The 17,698-nt window shown below is 32.5% G+C and carries 19 protein-coding genes; 2 read left to right on the top strand and 17 right to left on the bottom strand.

The annotated features are described in order from the left end of the window. Positions 1–182: 182 nt before the first annotated feature. On the top strand, positions 183–1,349 hold the full coding sequence (locus Ollyesu_RS04260; protein WP_279302559.1) for a DUF3095 family protein: 1,167 nt from the start codon (positions 183–185) through the stop codon (positions 1,347–1,349). Here Ollyesu_RS04260 and Ollyesu_RS04255 read toward each other — a convergent pair. Then, positions 1,335–1,784 carry a hypothetical protein gene (locus Ollyesu_RS04255; RefSeq protein WP_279302558.1) on the bottom strand — a complete coding sequence of 150 codons (450 nt, stop codon included), beginning with the start codon at positions 1,782–1,784 and terminating at the stop codon, positions 1,335–1,337. The two genes, Ollyesu_RS04260 and Ollyesu_RS04255, sit on opposite strands and share 15 nt — an antisense overlap. A gap of 95 nt (positions 1,785–1,879) precedes the next feature. Next, positions 1,880–2,842 carry an endonuclease/exonuclease/phosphatase family protein gene (locus tag Ollyesu_RS04250; RefSeq protein WP_279302557.1) on the bottom strand — a complete coding sequence of 321 codons (963 nt, stop codon included), beginning with the start codon at positions 2,840–2,842 and terminating at the stop codon, positions 1,880–1,882. A 79-nt stretch (positions 2,843–2,921) separates the two neighbouring features. On the opposite strand from Ollyesu_RS04250, the gene hflX reads away from it, so the two are divergent. After that, complete coding sequence (gene hflX / locus Ollyesu_RS04245) at positions 2,922–4,151, top strand: GTPase HflX (protein ID WP_279302556.1); 1,230 nt, start codon at positions 2,922–2,924, stop codon at positions 4,149–4,151. A gap of 153 nt (positions 4,152–4,304) precedes the next feature. Here hflX and Ollyesu_RS04240 read toward each other — a convergent pair whose 3' ends face one another. The 15 genes from Ollyesu_RS04240 to Ollyesu_RS04170 form a co-directional block, all read right to left on the bottom strand. Continuing rightward, positions 4,305–5,210 carry a DUF3078 domain-containing protein gene (locus tag Ollyesu_RS04240; protein ID WP_279302555.1) on the bottom strand — a complete coding sequence of 302 codons (906 nt, stop codon included), beginning with the start codon at positions 5,208–5,210 and terminating at the stop codon, positions 4,305–4,307. 116 nt (positions 5,211–5,326) lie between these two features. Further along, on the bottom strand, positions 5,327–5,830 hold the full coding sequence (locus Ollyesu_RS04235; RefSeq protein ID WP_279302554.1) for a DUF2480 family protein: 504 nt from the start codon (positions 5,828–5,830) through the stop codon (positions 5,327–5,329). Between the two features lie 144 nt (positions 5,831–5,974). Next, positions 5,975–6,301, bottom strand: coding sequence for a DUF59 domain-containing protein (locus tag Ollyesu_RS04230; RefSeq protein ID WP_279302553.1), 327 nt, complete (start codon positions 6,299–6,301; stop codon positions 5,975–5,977). Between the two features lie 2 nt (positions 6,302–6,303). Next, positions 6,304–6,729 (bottom strand): SufE family protein, encoded by a 426-nt coding sequence (locus Ollyesu_RS04225; RefSeq protein WP_279302552.1) that lies wholly within the window; start codon positions 6,727–6,729, stop codon positions 6,304–6,306. Between the two features lie 83 nt (positions 6,730–6,812). Then, entirely contained in the window at positions 6,813–7,637 is an 825-nt protein-coding gene (locus tag Ollyesu_RS04220; RefSeq protein WP_279302551.1) for an META domain-containing protein, read from the bottom strand. Between the two features lie 79 nt (positions 7,638–7,716). Then, positions 7,717–8,781 (bottom strand): M43 family zinc metalloprotease, encoded by a 1,065-nt coding sequence (locus tag Ollyesu_RS04215; RefSeq protein WP_279302550.1) that lies wholly within the window; start codon positions 8,779–8,781, stop codon positions 7,717–7,719. Positions 8,782–8,947: 166 nt separating this feature from the next. After that, a complete protein-coding gene (locus Ollyesu_RS04210) occupies positions 8,948–10,162 on the bottom strand; it encodes a cysteine desulfurase (RefSeq protein ID WP_279302549.1) in 1,215 nt (404 codons plus the stop codon). A gap of 335 nt (positions 10,163–10,497) precedes the next feature. Beyond that, positions 10,498–11,811, bottom strand: a complete 1,314-nt coding sequence (sufD, locus tag Ollyesu_RS04205) for a Fe-S cluster assembly protein SufD (RefSeq protein ID WP_279302548.1) — start codon at positions 11,809–11,811, stop codon at positions 10,498–10,500. Positions 11,812–11,963: 152 nt separating this feature from the next. Beyond that, entirely contained in the window at positions 11,964–12,716 is a 753-nt protein-coding gene (gene sufC / locus Ollyesu_RS04200) for a Fe-S cluster assembly ATPase SufC (protein ID WP_279302547.1), read from the bottom strand. A gap of 5 nt (positions 12,717–12,721) precedes the next feature. Continuing rightward, positions 12,722–13,069, bottom strand: coding sequence for a hypothetical protein (locus Ollyesu_RS04195; RefSeq protein ID WP_279302546.1), 348 nt, complete (start codon positions 13,067–13,069; stop codon positions 12,722–12,724). Positions 13,070–13,078: 9 nt separating this feature from the next. Further along, positions 13,079–13,942, bottom strand: coding sequence for an N-acyl homoserine lactonase family protein (locus Ollyesu_RS04190; RefSeq protein WP_279302545.1), 864 nt, complete (start codon positions 13,940–13,942; stop codon positions 13,079–13,081). Positions 13,943–13,954: 12 nt separating this feature from the next. Beyond that, a complete protein-coding gene (gene sufB / locus Ollyesu_RS04185; RefSeq protein ID WP_279302544.1) occupies positions 13,955–15,403 on the bottom strand; it encodes a Fe-S cluster assembly protein SufB in 1,449 nt (482 codons plus the stop codon). A gap of 19 nt (positions 15,404–15,422) precedes the next feature. Further along, the gene (locus tag Ollyesu_RS04180; RefSeq protein WP_279302543.1) at positions 15,423–15,752 is read right to left on the bottom strand and encodes an iron-sulfur cluster assembly accessory protein; all 330 of its coding nucleotides are present in this window, start codon (positions 15,750–15,752) and stop codon (positions 15,423–15,425) included. A 105-nt stretch (positions 15,753–15,857) separates the two neighbouring features. Next, positions 15,858–16,931 (bottom strand): cytochrome c peroxidase, encoded by a 1,074-nt coding sequence (locus Ollyesu_RS04175; protein WP_279302542.1) that lies wholly within the window; start codon positions 16,929–16,931, stop codon positions 15,858–15,860. A gap of 1 nt (position 16,932) precedes the next feature. Continuing rightward, positions 16,933–17,697, bottom strand: a complete 765-nt coding sequence (locus Ollyesu_RS04170; protein WP_279302541.1) for an MbnP family protein — start codon at positions 17,695–17,697, stop codon at positions 16,933–16,935. Between the last annotated feature and the right edge of the window lies 1 nt (position 17,698).

The raw sequence follows: 17,698 nt of genomic DNA, 5'->3' as shown, positions 1-17,698 counted from the left end.
ATAGGTTTTTTAATTAGTTGATTGGTGATTGATTGTTATAATAAGTTTACACTGCTAAATTAATACACAACACCGCTTTAGGCATTACATAATTTTTTATAAACGTTATATAATTTATTAATTACGGACAGTGGATAGCTTTATTAAGGTTATATTTACAGGCTAACTTGAAAATGAGGTTAATGAAAGATGATTTAAATTTTTATAATAATATCCCTAAAAACAACATGCCTCTATCCCAACTTTTAAACGATGAAAGTTTATTTGTTGGTGTCCCTAAAAATTGGTCTGTCGTAGTAACAGATGTTGAAAACTCAACTGCAGCAGTAGCTAAAGGTCAACATAACGATGTTAATTTAAGTGCCACAGGAAGCATTATTACCGTATTAAATACCCTAAAAAAAATTAATAAAAACATTGAAATACCTTATTTTTTTGGAGGTGATGGTTCTACTTTGTTAATACCCAATACGGTTTTAGAAGATGTTTTAAATGCTTTACACAATTATAGTTACCATATTGAAAAAACTTTAAACTTGGTTTTGCGCATTGGTTCTTTATCTTTAGAAGAGGTTTACAACAACAATTATTCTGTTAGAATTACTAAGCTAAGACACAATCAATACCTTACAACACCAATTGTATTAGGTAATGGGCTAAAATATGCAGAGCAAATCATAAAAGGGACTTTTGTAGATCAAAACACAGCGTTACCTAAATTTGAATCTTTAAACCTTACTGGAATGGAATGTCGATGGGACGAAATTTTCCCAGATAAACCAGAAAAAAAAGTAATATGTCTTTTAGTTAGTTGTCATGACGAAAAAAAACAAGCAGAGATCTACGGAATGATTATGAACGAAATTAATTTTGTTTTTGGCGAATTAAACCAACGAAATCCTATATCTGCATTAAAGTTAAAATTAAATACTTCTATTGAGAAAATTAGAAGAGAGATGTATACTAGATTAGGTAAATACAAAAGGAGTTATTTGATTAACAATTGGCTAATTACGGTATTTGGTAAGTATTATTTTAAATTCTCTAAAGCTGGAAAATTATATGTTTACAGAGTAACTCAACTATCTGATACCATAATGTTGGATGGATCAATTAATACAGTTATTGCAGGTACTAATAAGCAACTTAGTAAGCTTAAGCTTTTACTAGATGATTTAGAGTCTAAAAAGCTTATTATCTATGGATTGCATAGTACACACGCGTCCATCATGTCTTGTTATATTGAAGATAGAGAAGAAAAACACATTCATTTTGTTGATGGTAGTGAAGGTGGTTATACAAGTGCAGCTATAATGTTTAAGGAAAAATTAAAATTAATTAGGTATTAATTTATTTAAGTTTAGATGGTCTTTGTTGCTAAACACCTTAGTCTTTAAGTCATTCAATAAGCTGTAAGTTGTTTCACAATGTATACCAGAGCCAATCTCTTTATTAATTTCGTTTATAAATGAAGCACTTAATTCCATACACTCTTTAATGATTTTTCTATCTTCATTTTTATAAAATAATCTTTTAAAATCGAACCAGAAAAAACGCAATGAAGTTTTTAAGTTAGAACGCTTTTTTTGTTCTATTGTCATGTTATTTAAAAGACTTAAACTTTTAAGTTTAAAAGCCAAAGTATGAGACAATTTTTCATCAATCCATGATTGTATAGCAATAGTATTGGTTTGAGATTTTAAATATTGTAAAGAGCGTTCCAAATCATAACTCATTGCAAGTATGTTTTGTATTGCAGCACTGCCCACTTGATATTGTATCATGATTTTTAAGATTTATAATTAAATGCACAACAAAATTACAGGATCAATAAGCAATTAGCTTTATATAATTTTTACAAAAGCTTACATAATTAAAGTCATTTTTTATTTAAAATCATATATACAGGAAAATGATCACTATAACCACCTTTATAGTGTTTACCAACATAAGTTCTGTAAGGAGTGCCTTTATATTTACCATCAAATTGCTTTAGGAAATCAGCATCATAAATATCGGCTTTAACGTAGCGCAGGCTTTTGGCTTTACGTTCAAAAAAATTATGAGTAATAATTATTTGGTCAAATAAATTCCACTCAAAATTATGAACAGTAGTCCCTCTGTCTATAGAAATTAAAGTTTCCATTGGATTAAATAATCCTTGATTATTAACTAATTGTCGTACACTTTTACTAGATGGATCATCATTAAAATCACCCATGATTATAATTTTAGCATCTGGTTTGTCTACTTTTATTTTAGATATAATCATTTCTACGTATGCAGCAGCAGCTTTTCGTTTGTGTTCTGTTTCGTTATTACCTGATCGTCTTGATGGCCAATGGTTGACAATAAAATTTATCTCTTCGTTTAAAAATAACCCTTTAACCCACAAAATATCTCTAGTATGATCTATATAGCCTTCAGTATGAAACGAAAACTCAAAGATTTCAGAATGTAAAACACTAAATTTTTTGCGGTCGTATAATAAAGCGACATCAATTCCACGTTCGTCTTTACTATCATAATGTACATAACTGTAAGGGTATTCCTTAAGATGTTTTGAGGCTAACAAATCTTTAATTACTGCTTCATTTTCTATTTCTGCTAATCCAATAATGGCAGGATGCGTATTAGTTTCTTTACGTCCAATATTGGATACTGCATAGCCAATTTTACGCAATTTATTATTGTAACGTTTTATAGTCCAACGTTTTTCTGAAGTTGGATTAAAATCTAAGTCCCGTGTCAATTCGTCTTTATAAATATCAAACAGGTTCTCTATGTTGTAAAATGCAACAGTTTGTTTATTGGTCTTGGATTTAAAGAGATTAAATTTCAATTATCACTAATTTTAGAGGTTTAAAAATAGCAAATTTATTATGGTTACAATTATGTAACTTTGCAGTATAAATAATTATATGTTAGAAAAAAAAGATACAGAGCTTGAAAAAGCAGTTTTAATAGGTGTTGTAACCAAAGATCAAGATGAAGATAGATCTAAAGAGTATTTGGATGAGCTTGAGTTTTTAACCTACACAGCAGGAGGAGATGTAAAAAAACGTTTTACCCAAAAAATGGAGATGCCTAATCCTAAAACTTTTTTAGGGACTGGTAAAATGGAGGAAGTAAGACAATATGTAGAAGATAATGACATAAGTACCGCTATTTTTGATGACGAGTTATCTGCATCTCAAGAGCGAAACATTAGTAAAATATTAAATATAAAAGTACTAGATCGTACTAATTTAATACTAGATATTTTTGCGCAGCGCGCACAAACCAGTTCTGCAAGAACGCAAGTAGAATTGGCGCAATGCGAATATCTTCTACCAAGACTTAGAGGTATGTGGACGCACCTTGAACGTCAAAAAGGAGGTATCGGAATGCGTGGACCTGGAGAAACAGAAATTGAAACAGATAGACGTATTGTACGTGACAAAATAGCCTTATTAAAAGCTAAAATCAAGACTATAGACAAGCAAATGTCTGTGCAACGTGGTAATCGTGGTAAAATGGTACGTGTAGCCTTAGTAGGTTATACTAACGTTGGTAAATCTACATTAATGAACACCATTAGCAAAAGCAACGTCTTTGCCGAAAACAAATTATTTGCAACTCTAGACACCACTGTTAGAAAGGTAGTGATACAAAACCTACCTTTTTTATTAACAGACACTGTTGGATTTATACGTAAGCTACCAACGCAATTGGTAGAAAGTTTTAAAAGCACATTAGATGAGGTAAGAGAAGCCGATTTGTTATTACATGTCGTAGATATCTCACATCCTAATTTTGAAGACCATATAGCGTCAGTAAATAAAATTTTAGGCGAAATTGATAGTGCAGACAAACCTGTGATTATGGTTTTTAATAAAATAGATGCTTATAAGCCAGAACCTTTTGATCCTTCAAATTTACAAGAAGTGCGAACAAAAGAACACTATACTTTAGGCGAGTGGAAAAAAACTTGGATGAATAGAGTAGGAGAGGATAATGCTTTATTTATATCTGCATTAAACAAGAAAAATCTTGAAGATTTCAAAAAACGAGTGTATGATGAGGTTAGAGAAATTCATGTAACACGCTTTCCTTATAATCACTTTCTATATCCAGATTACGATTATGAGAATATGGGAGAAGAGGAGTAGTTTGATTTGGGCGTTACCCTAAAGGGTCAGGCTATCCGTTATATCTTTTTTTGCCATATGTGGCAGCAAAAAAAGGATGTCACTCCTATCCTTAACGCATAAAAAAGCACCTTAATTAAGGTGCTTTTTTTATGATATTGTATATTCTAGATATTACAATTGATAGTTTAATCCAACTAACCAGTACGATTGTAATTTATTATCTGCTGCAGATAAGGTTGTCCCTTGGAAGTTAGCAGCCTCTTGTCTGTTACTTCTTAAGCCAAAGTCAAAACCAACACCAATCATTTTCCATAAGTTATATCCAAAACTATTTATCCAAGTAAAGTTAGATAAATCTCCATTTTCATATGATTGGAAAGTAGAGAAGTTAGATTTAAAACTAACTGATCCTATTTGACGCGTGTAATCTGCTACTATTTTAGCACCTAAACTAGACTGAAAAACAGCATCATTTTTTGCGAAAACAAAATTGTAGTTTAAAGGGTGTGCTACTACTACTAAGTTTTCAATTGGTGTCCAAGTTAAACCAACACCAACATCTAAATACCCTGGATCATTTAAATTATCTAGAATAGTTGTTCTGTATTCTGCTAATCCAGAAACTGCTAAATTTTTAGCAATGTTTCTTCCATATAAAGAAGAAATATTAAATACATCTGTAGTAGCGTTAAAATCTTCGCTATCTGTTGCAATGTCTTTATTGTCTAACTTAACCCAACCTAAATTAACATTAAGATTATTTCTCCAGAAAAATTTGTCTTCAATTAAATTTGCAAAACCATTAACCGTAAAACCAATGTTACCAGAAGCATTGTTAGCAGCTCCTTGAGAGTACCAGTTGCTAAATTCTGAAATACTTCCACCAATAGTACCAAACATACCTTTACGCCATCCTGGAAGTGCATCTATTTGTGCTTGTAGTGCATCAGCTTCACTTTGAAGTGCATCTGCTGCTGCTTGTTTTTCTGCTTTTTGAGCTTGTAACTCTTCTTTTGTTTGAGCATTCATTGATACCAATCCAATAAAAAATGCTCCTAATAATACTATTTTCTTCATAAATTTTAAGTTTTAATAAAACGGTTGCAAATATAACGTATCGCTATAATTTCAATAAAAATATAACAGAAACATAAATATTTAGAAATCAATCAATTAAATAATTAACAGAGTTGTTAACGTTTAAATAAAGGAACAAAAGAGCACGCTTCACCATACATGATGGATTTAGCATAAGGTTTAAGCTTATTTGTTAGCAAAACATAAGCATTTACAGGCACTGGCTTATTACTACACCCTTTTATAATGACGGGTTTATCTTGGTATATTGTACCATCAATGTCATTAATGATATCTTGATAAATCGAAGTCTCTAAATCCTCCAATGAGCCAATATGGCATTTTTCGACAAAAGGCTCTAAATTAACGACCAATAGCATAAAAGCCCAATCAGGAATGATAGCATCTGCCGAACAAGTGATAGCAACGTACTGATTTTTATATTGGCTCCAGTCGTGATTTTTTATATAATCTCTAAAGTCTTTCTCTTTTAAAACCAACTCTTGAAACAACCAATCTTTAATATCAAAAAGTACACGTTTCCCTTCAGGATAGAAGTCCTCAAGGTCTATGGTGACCAATTTGCTATTCGCGACGCGATTTATGATTTCGTCTTTCAATTTTTAGGTTGTTAAGTTTTACTAACAAGACACTTCGACTGCGCTCAGTGTGACATTTAGTTTAGTTTTAGGATATGCGTATTACATTTGAGTAATCAAAGCAGAGTAAGCACTGCCAACTGCAACTGGACATTGCCAACTGGATTAAAGCATTCCTAATTCAAGTTTAGCTTCTTCACTCATTAAGTCTTGCGTCCAAGGTGGATCAAAAGTAATTTCTACTTCTGCATCTTTTACATCGTTTAAAGATTTTACCTTTTCTTCTACTTCCAAAGGTAAAGTTTCGGCTACTGGACAATTAGGAGTGGTTAAGGTCATTAATATTTTGACATCGTAATCTTCATTAACAAAAACATCATAAATTAACCCTAGTTCGTAGATGTCTACTGGTATTTCTGGATCAAAAATAGTTTTTAATACGCGTACTATTTTCTCACCTAATTCTGCTGTATCTATTGTAGTGTCACTCATAATTATTGTAATTGTGTTTGGTATGCAATTGCATACATTTTTATTTGTTTTATCATACTAACTAAGCCATTAGCTCTGGTAGGTGATAAATGTTCTTTTAATCCTATAGCATCAATAAAATCGGTATTAGCTTCAATTATGTCTTTAGGGTGTTGGTTGGAAAATACACGGATTAAAATGGCAATAATCCCTTTTGTTATTATAGCATCACTATCTGCTGTAAAAGCAATTGTATCGTCGTTTAGCTCTGCGTGTACCCAAACTTTACTTTGGCAACCTTTAATAATATTGTCTTCAGTTTTATATTCTGGAGCTATTAACGGAAGTGTTTTACCCAAATCTATCATATACTGATAGCGCTCTTCCCAATCTTCAAACATTGAAAACTCATCAATAATGTCGTCTTGTATTTCTTTAATCGTCTTCATTTTTCAAATTTAATTCGGCTACAAAATTAATCAATATCCAATGATTTACTACTAAAGAAGTCTTAAAGATAGTGTTAGCTGTTTTAGTTTTCTTTTTTTGTTTCAGGTGTTGTTAAATCTAGAAGTTTATTTACTAAATCTGCAATTTCTTTTGGAGGATTTCCATGATCAAAAGCTGGTGTTTGATAAGTTTCACCATTAACTATGATAGTCAAATTTGCTATTGCAGCACCATCATGTTGATGAGCTTTACTAGGCGGTTCTAAGGTTTTTAAAGCTTTTAAATTAATAGGTTCTACTAAGCTCTTTAAAGTGTCCCAATTGTCTTTGCTGCAAGCAGTTGTTTCTTCTTGTGCAGTTCTACTTAATTGTGACTTAATACTATTTTGGTCAACTTTAACCATCTTGTAAGTCCCTCTTGTTATTGCTGTATATTCAATAATCATTGAGTTATCTTGACTTTGTTTAGCAGTATCTGTAATCGTATTAGGTTTAGCATTAAACAATTGTTTAGAGTCATTTAAAAAAACAATTTCATTGTTTTTAATTTTAAAATTGTTAGCTTTTGTTAACGATTGTAAGAATTTACTTTCTACCATGTTTGTATCGTCTAAACATGCTTTTTCTGTCGAAATTAGATTAAGAATAGCTATTTTTTTATCTTTAATTTGATAACTACCTGAAAAATTATTGCAACCAGAAAAACCAGATACTCTTTTGGTGGCATCATCAAATTTTATAGTCAAGTCGTTTTGTACAGAGGTGCTTTCTCCTAATTTACTTACAACAAAAGAGCCATTTAGATTATCGCTTATATTTTGCTTCATATCTGTAGTAGCATTAGCTTGGTTTGTACTTCCACAACCATTTAATAGTATTGAAAATAGAAATATAGTAATTGTTTTCATTGTAAAATTTGTTTCTTTAACTTAATAATACAAAAAAGACGCCAAAGTTGGCGTCTTTTTATATAAAATCAATAAAATATTAGTTTCCTACTAGTGCTGCTCTTGAGCCTCCTGATTGGAAAATAGTTCTCATTCTAGACTTTTGACCAGTTGAGAACATATACATACAGTCATCGTTAACATAATCCATGTAGTTCATTGTCATGTCATTTGAACGACAATTAACTGTAGGATATGATGGGCAACCGTAGTTTGGTCCATCTGAAGATGGTGTGTCAGCAACAAAATCGTCTTGCTTACATCTTCCGTCTCCCCAAATATGACGCAGGTTTAAATAATGACCTACTTCATGAGTTAATGTTCTACCTTGATTATAAGGTGCTGCAGAGCCACCAGGTAAACTAGAATATAATACAACAACTCCATCTGTTGCAGATGGACCACCAGGAAATTGTGCATATCCTAAAATACCACCACTAATGTTACATACCCAAATATTTAAGTGAGTTGAAGGTGTCACAGGTGGATAAGCAGCTTTTACTGCGTCATTAGTGCTCCAAGCAGATGTTGAGTTAGCATGTCTAAACGTACCAGCTAGTGTAAAGTTAATTTCTGTATCTGCTACCAATCCAGCAAACTCAGAAGGAACTTGGTTTACATCATTATTTGAAGCTCTAAAGTCGTTGTTTAACACTGAAATTTGAGCGTTTATTTTTTGATCGCTTACATTCTCTTGAGAGTTGCTATACACAACGTGTACGTATACAGGAATATTTACAACACCTAAGTTATCTATTGGGTCTCCACCACCAGAGCCACCTCCTCCAGGTCCTCCACCATTACCGTTTCCTTTACCTGGTTTTTTAGCATTTGCAAGAAAAGACCTGGTATCATATTCAATATCATACATTTTCTTTTCTAAACCTGGATTTTCATTAAGTAGTCTATTTAAGTTAACCATACTATGACACACCGTTTTTCCTTGAGCTTGTCTAGCGGTTTCGTCTACATCTGCATCTGTGTAAACGTAAAAATCAGACATATCAACTTTAGATTGGTCGTCATTTATAACTTCTGATTTGTCATCACTACATGATGAGAATAGTAAGGCCACAACAGCCATACTTAGGAATAATTTTTTCATATTTGTTATAATTTTGTTAAAGATTTGTTGAAAATAAGCAAAATCAACAAATAAATTAAGAGATATAAATTTATTTGGCACTTTTTCGATAAGATGTATAATAAATAAAAACGCTCAACCAATTAGACAACTGGCTGAGCGTTTATTTTGTTATGTATGTAAGGTCTTAAGAGAGCATTAGTTTGGCTTTTTTAACACCTTCTACCAAAGCGTCAATTTCTTCTTTGGTGTTGTAAAATGCAAAAGAGGCACGAATAGTTCCAGGGATATTATAAAAATCCATGATTGGTTGTGCACAATGGTGTCCAGTACGCACTGCAATACCCATTTTGTCTAGTAAAGTACCGACATCATATGGGTGAATACCTTCTAAGTTAAAAGAGATGACCGAGGTTTTGTTTTTGGATGTACCATAGAGTTTTAAACCCTCAATATCTAATAATTTTTTTGTTCCGTATTCTAAAAGTTCATGCTCGTAAGCTGCAATTTGGTCAAAACCAATAGCATTCATATAATCTATTGCAGCTCCAAAAGCGATGCCTCCACAAATATTGGGTGTGCCTGCTTCAAATTTATGAGGTAATCCTGCGTATGTTGTTTTCTCAAAAGAAACCTGGTCTATCATCTCTCCGCCTCCTTGATACGGTTGCATTTTATTAAGCCATACTTCTTTTCCGTATAGCATTCCAACACCTGTTGGACCACATATTTTATGTGCTGAGGTGACATAAAAATCAACATCTAGTGCTTGGACATCTGGTTTGATATGTGGACAGGCTTGTGCACCATCTATTAGTACAGCTGCTCCTACTTGATGTGCTTGATTAATTATACGCTCAATTGGGTTAATAGTTCCTAATGCATTAGAAATATGATTGACAAAAACTAGTTTTGTTTTATCAGACAATAATTTAGAATAAGTATCCATATCCAACTCACCTTCTAAAGTCATTGGAATAACTTTAAGAATAGCTCCTGTTTTTTCACATAACATTTGCCAAGGGACAATATTACTGTGATGCTCTAAAGCTGAAACAATTAACTCATCTCCTTTATTTAATAATGAAACAAAGCCATTTGCAACTAAATTTACACTATGAGTTGTCCCAGAGGTTAGAATAATCTCATAAGCGTGTTTAGCATTAAAGTGTTGTTGTATGGTATGTCTTGCAGCTTCATACTTATCTGTAGCTTCCTGACTTAAGGTATGAACACCTCTGTGGATGTTAGCATTATAATTAGAGTAATAATCTACAATAACATCAATGACTTGTTGTGGTGTTTGTGACGTTGCTGCATTGTCAAAATACACCAAAGGTTTTCCATTTACTTGTCTTGAAAGTATTGGAAAGTCTTTACGTATTTTGTTAACATCAAACATAATTTATTACACTTTAAATTCTCCTGCTATCCTATTAAAAAGAAACAGAAACAAATAGCCACAGATACTAACTGTAGCGACAAATGAAAGAATGACCATCCACACTTTTATGGTATTTTTGGCTAAGACATTAGTTATGCTTTTAAATATTAAAAGCGATAATACTAGAATTAAGTAAGTACAGGATAACCCAACACAGGTTAATAATATACCATCAAAAAAACCACCTTTAGTAAAATAGTAAGTTAATCCAGTTAGGGTTGCGATTAATAAGCAAATACAAATTATTTTAATAAAAGTCTTTGACGATAAATTTAAAATATCCATAGCTTTTACTATAGGTCAAAACCAATATTTACACCCAATTTATTGGCTATTAGCTTGGTGATTCTTTGCTTTAACTCTGGTATTTTAACAGAGTTAAGGACATTATTACTAAATGCATACATTAATAAACCTCTGGCTTCTTTTTCTGGGATTCCTCTAGATTTCATATAAAATAAAGCACTGTCATCCAATTGTCCAATGGTACATCCATGAGAACATTTTACATCATCTGCAAAAATTTCTAATTGTGGCTTAGAGTTTATAGTAGCTTTATCACTTAGTAATATATTGTTGTTAGATTGAAACGCATTGGTTTTTTGTGCTTCTTTATTAACGATGACTTTACCATTAAAAACACCAGTTGCACTATCTGTAAAAATACCTTTGTAATCTTGGTGACTTTCGCAATTTGGTTCAATATGGTGTACTAATGTATTGTGATCGACATGTTGTTTGTCGCCAATTATTGTTACACCATTTAATGTAGAGTCCATATACTCTCCGTTTTGATAAAAATTAAGATTGTTACGTGTTAGTTTTCCTCCAAAACTAAAGGTGTGAACAGAGACGTGACTTTCACGCTTTTGCTCGACAAATGTATTGTCAATTAAAGACGCATTTAGGTTGTCATTTTGTACTTTGTAATAGTCTACAATAGCACGTTTGTTAGCCACAATTTCAGTGACACTATTAGTTAATACTGGATTATCTGTAATACTTTGGTGACGCTCTATAATCTGTACGTGACTGTTTTCGTCAACTACAATTAGATTACGAGGTTGAAGCATTAATGCAGACTCTTTGCCAGTTGAAAAATGTACAATTTGTATAGGTTTTGCAACAACTTTGTTTTTTGGAATATGTATGTAAGCGCCTTCTTTAGAAAAAGCGGTATTTAAAGATGTTAGCCCATCTTTTACAGCGACCTTATTAAAATAATTTTCAATGATTAACTGATACTTAGGCTTGCTTAGTGCTGCAGACATCAAACATACATCAATACCATCATGAGTTGTTTGAGACAAATGAGAAGAATATTTACCATCGATAAACACAATTTTATAAGTATCAATATCGTGAATAAAATATTTTTTTACATCACTATATTCCAATGCATTTTCTTGCTTTGGGAAGACACTATAATCGTGCTTTAAAACACTATTTAAAGACGTGTATTTCCAAGCTTCATCTTTTTTTGTTGGAAACCCTTTATTTTCAAAGGTCTTTATAGCTTCGCTTCTAATATCATGCACTTTAGAATCGATATCGACATGATTTTCGAATGCTAAAAAGGATGACACTAATTTATCTTTTAAACTCATATTATTCAGTTTTCAGTTTTCAGTCGCAGTTTTCAGTTGTATAAAAAAGCGAAAAAATTCTGTACTAATTTTTATATTAATTGATGCTTTAAAATTTTGAATGTTCACAACCGAGTAAGTACTAAAAAACTGCGACTGTTACTGTCAACTATTTAAGCATTTACTTCTTCTTTAATCCAATCGTAACCTTTTTCTTCTAGTTGATGCGCTAATTCTTTACCACCAGATTTAACTATACGTCCATTGTATAATACATGTACAAAATCTGGTACAATATGGTCTAACAAGCGTTGGTAATGTGTAATTACAACAACAGCGTTATCTTTGCTTTTAAGCTTATTTACACCATTAGCGACAATACGTAACGCATCGATATCTAATCCAGAATCTGTTTCATCTAAAATAGCTAATTTAGGTTCTAACATAGCCATTTGAAAAATCTCATTACGTTTCTTTTCACCTCCAGAAAATCCTTCGTTTAAAGAACGTGATAAAAACTTACGATCAATTTCTAAAAGCTCAGATTTTTCACGGATTAGCTTTAGCATTTCGTTAGCAGGCATATCTTCTAATCCTTTAGCTTTTCGTGTTTCGTTTATTGCAGTTTTCATGAAGTTAGTTACGCTAACTCCAGGAATTTCTACTGGATACTGAAACGATAAAAACACACCTTTGTGTGCACGCTCTTCTGGCGATAACTCTTCGATATCTTCATCATCTAAAAAGATGTTACCTTCTGTAACTTCATAATCTTCTTTTCCAGCAATAACTGATGCTAAAGTACTTTTACCAGAACCATTTGGTCCCATGATTGCATGTACTTCTCCAGCCTTTACTTCAAGGTTAATACCTCTTAATATTGTTTTGTCTTCGACACTTGCGTGCAAATTATTTATTTTTAACATACTAATTATTTTCCTAGTTTGATAACGTCGTTTCTATTAGAGTCTAAAGCGCTTACGCTTATAACTTTGTTTATTTTCAATTTATAAGGCCAACCTTCTTCAAGTGAATCTTTGGCAATTAAATGCCCTAAAACTTCAATTTTTACCATATCTGTTGGCTCTTTTTGAAGGTCTTTAGCCTGTTTAGCAATATCATCTACCTTGTCATTTAAAATGACACCATGAATATCATTACCAACCTGAAACACTGCAGCATCTGCGTAATACACAAAGTCGCCAATTAAAAGTTCTCCTTGATCAGTTTTACAACTTACAAATGCTAGTAATACTAAAAGAGTGACTATTTTTTTCATTTTTAATACTTATTGAATTGGTTCTGGTGCATGATTTAAACTGTTAAAATCTTTTTGCGAGTGTTGTATAATAACACGCGCTCCTGTTTGTTCTGCAAACTCTTCAAATGCAGACATTGAGGCTTTGGTATCTTCGACATTAAAATTGAAACTAGGAACAACTCCACCACTTCTATTTTCTTCAAAATGATACAAATCTCCAGTTAATAGCAATGGACCTTCTTGTTCTAGATCTATAAACAAAGATTGATGTCCAGGTGTGTGACCAGGTGTAAATTTAATCACAACCTTACCATCTCCAAAAACATCAAAATCGCCATTAAGTCTTTTAATATTTTTAAGATCTTTTATAGCATTATAGTTATCCGCATTTTGTTTTTGTTGTGCTTCGCTGGTAACAAATTCAAGTTCTTCTTCTTGAACCAACCATGTCGCATCAGTAAATTTTGAAGCGGATCCAGTATGATCAAAATGTGTATGTGATAATGCTATATATTTAAAATCTTTTGGTGTTAAACCTATTTGTTTAAGTTGCTCATCAATACCTTTTTCTCTTGACACCGTAAAAGCGCCATTTGGCGTTGTAAATGGTTCTTGTCCAACCAGTCCTTCACCCAAACCAGCATCCCAAAGCAAATTCCCTTCTGGATGTTGAACTACATAAAAGGCATCTGCAAACGTTTTAGTTTCTCCTTTATACAAATCTCCTTGCGAGAAAATTTCCAACATGTTGACCTGAACTGTTCCACCATCAAACATGAACATTTTTACGGGTTCTTGTTGTTTAGTATCAACAGTTTTGGTCTCTTTTTTGTCTTGCTTACAAGACACAAAAAACGATAAGGTTATAATGATGATGATTAGTTTTTTCATATTAAATGGGTTTTATCCAACTGATCCTTCTAAAGAAATTTCAAGAAGTTTTTGAGCTTCTACTGCAAATTCCATTGGTAATTTATTTAATACATCTTTACTAAACCCATTGACAATTAAGGCAATAGCTTTTTCTGTATCTATACCACGTTGGTTACAATAAAAAATTTGGTCTTCTCCAATTTTACTGGTCGTAGCTTCGTGTTCTATCTGAGCTGATTTGTTTTTAGCTTCAATATATGGGAAGGTATGTGCACCGCAATCATTACCCATTAATAAACTATCACACTGTGAAAAATTACGTGCGTTCTCTGCACGACTACTAATTTGTACTAACCCTCTATAAGAGTTTTGTGATTGTCCAGCAGAAATACCTTTTGAAATAATAGTTGACTTAGTGTTTTTTCCTAAGTGAATCATTTTAGTACCTGTATCTGCTTGTTGGAAATTATTGGTAACTGCTATCGAGTAAAACTCGCCCACAGAATTGTCTCCTTTTAAAATACAACTAGGATATTTCCATGTCACAGCACTACCAGTTTCTACTTGTGTCCAAGAGATTTTTGCGTTTTTCTCACAGATACCACGTTTGGTTACAAAGTTGTAAACACCACCTTTTCCTTCTGCAGTTCCTGGAAACCAGTTTTGAACTGTAGAATATTTTATCTCTGCATCTTCCAAAGCAATAAGCTCTACAACTGCTGCGTGTAATTGGTTTTCATCTCGACTTGGTGCAGTACATCCCTCTAAATAGGATACGTAACTACCTTCATCTGCTATTACTAATGTACGCTCAAACTGACCTGTTCCTGCTTGGTTAATTCTGAAATAAGTTGATAATTCCATAGGACAACGTACCCCTTTTGGAATGTAACAGAAAGAACCATCACTAAAAACTGCACTGTTTAAAGCAGCATAAAAATTATCTTTTGTCGGGACAACTGTACCAATGTATTTTTTTACGAGTTCTGGATGCTCTTTTATCGCTTCAGAAATACTCATAAAAATAATACCTTTTTCTGCAAGTGTTTTTTTGAATGTTGTAGCTACTGAAACAGAATCTACAACTATATCCATAGCAATGTTGTTCATCTTTTTCTGTTCGTCAACAGAAATACCTAATTTTTTATACATCGCTAATAAATCAGGATCAACATCGTCTAAAGTCTTGTTTGGATCCACAGACTTTGGAGCAGAGTAATAAGCTATAGCTTGAAAATCTGGCTTTTTATAATTTACATTAGCCCATTCTGGTTCTGCCATGTCTTTCCAACCTCTAAAGGCTTCTAATCTCCAATTAGTCATCCATTCAGGCTCTTCTTTTTTCTTAGAAATAGCACGAACAATATCTTCATTTAGACCAATAGGAAAAGTTTCAGATTCTATATCTGTATAAAAACCATATTCATATTCTTTGGTTTTTAATTCTTCTCTAAGGTCATCCTCTGTATATTTTGACATAGTTTGTCTTTATATTAAATTATAATGAAAACGATTCACCACAACCGCAAGTACGGTTAGCATTAGGATTATTAAACACGAAACCAGTTCCGTTTAATCCTCCTGAATATTCTAAAGTAGTTCCTATTAAGTACAAAAAGCTTTTTTTGTCAACAATAATTTTTATAGCATTATCTTCAAAAACTTTATCTTCCTCTGCTTTTTGTTTGTCAAATTTTAAATCGTAAGACAAACCAGAACAACCACCACTTTTGACACCCACGCGAACGTAGTCTGTGCTTGGGTTAAAGCCATCATCGTTCATTAGCTCGATGACCTTTTTTTTAGCTGTATCAGAAACTTTTATCATATCTGTTAAATAGATTAAATCTAAATTGAGTGCAAAGATACAACATCAGTCGCTTTTTACCACATCAACTAACATTATATTAGCATATGGTTTGATTGATTTTGTTTATTGAGGAAGGAAAGCAGGATTATTAATAAATGAAGGGTCAGATAGGGTTAATAAGAAGGCTTTTAAATCTGCTTTATCTTGATTGGAAAGATTAACTCCGCCTTGATCTACTTTTTTCATTAATGGGTCAATGGTTGAAGAAGCTTTAAGCCCTGTGCTGTATTGCTCTATGACTTGATCTAGAGTTGTAAATCGTCCATCGTGCATGTAAGGCGCTGTGTATGCTAAATTACGTAGTGACGGTGAACGGAATTTACCATTATCGTTTGGATTACCAGTGACTTGACCTAATCCTAAATCAGTAAAACTAGCATCTAATCCATTGTTATGAAACTGATTATCTGTCCATAAGGGATTATTTGGGTTTCCGTGACAATGGAAACAGTCACCTCTTTCTTCGTCCATAAAAACATCAAAACCATTTTGCTCTTGAGGTGTTAGTGTAGCTTGTCCGTTTAAAAATTTATCAAATTTAGAATTAGCAGAAATTATAATCCGTTCAAATTGTGCAATTGCTTTTGAAACTAACTCTTTTGTTATAGTCGAAGTTCCAAACGCTTGATTGAATAAAGTGGGATATTCTGGATGATTATTAAGTTTTTGTTCGACTGTTGACCAATCTAGATTACCCAATTCGTTTGGGTCAATTACAGGTTCTAATGCTTGTTGTTCTAGCCCTAAAGCGTGACCATCCCAAAAATATTTATCGTCAAAATTCCACGCTAAGTTAAATAATGGCATACTGTTTCTGCTACCTAAACCACCAGAAACACCAATACTTAATTGGTTTGGATCTGAAAACGCATTTTGTGGTAAATGGCAGCTAGCACAAGCCTTAGAGTTATCTATTGAAAGGATGTTGTCAAAAAACAAACGTTTGCCTAAAGAAACACCTTCAACAGTTAGAGGATTATTTATTGGTATGATTGGGTCTATCAATTTTTCTTCAAAAAGAGGAGGGATTTCTAATTGATAAGGTATTGGCACATAAGCATTCTGAGACGTTTCATCTGTTTTAGAACATGATAAAACCACTAATATAATACTGCATAATGTAATCCAATATCTCATTTTATAAAGAAATTTCACCAATACTAAACACACTCAACACATTGTTTTGCATCATTTTTTGTGCATTATAATTTGGCATTAGTGGTGTATCCAAAACATTTAAATCCCATGTGTTTGGATTTTTAAAGAACTCTGCAATATTCATTTTAACTTCTATGGAAGCATCATTTGATATAATAATTGGCGTCTCTAATACAATGACTGCAAAATTTTGTTCAAACACTCCGTCACTTACTCTTGCTGTTCCGTTGTGATAATTAAAAGGACTTGATGCTGTTGTATCTACGTTGTACATTCCATCAAATTGTAAAAAGTGATAACCACCACCTAAATTTGCTGGCCAACTCCAACTTTCTGTATTTAAATCTTGATAAGCACCATCAATATTATCTGCTTCATTAAAACCCCAAATAAAATTTAGAGTGTAAGTTCCTGTTGGAATGTTATTAATTTCTGGAGTGAAATTATAAGTCGTTTCATCAGAAACATCAGTAAATTTGTAACCATCAAAAGTATATATATCTCCAGATGTATTCGCTAATTGAAACTTTGACACTAGATATCTAATTCTACTCATACTAATTACTTCTCCATTTTCGTTTGTAACGATTTCGGTTTGAAGATTACTATTATCTATTACCGTGTCATCCCAATGGTGTGTGAAGTTAAATGATACGCTTGCTAATGGCGTGGTATTGTCATCTGGATCTTCGTGACAAGCAACTACTAAAATAGATGCTATTAAAAGTAATAATGTCTTTTTCATT

Source organism: Olleya sp. YS, assembly GCF_029760915.1.
Classification (GTDB): Bacteria; Bacteroidota; Bacteroidia; order Flavobacteriales; family Flavobacteriaceae; genus Olleya.
The sequence above is the reverse complement of the archived record's forward strand: the minus strand, read 5'-3'. Positions and strand labels throughout refer to the sequence as shown.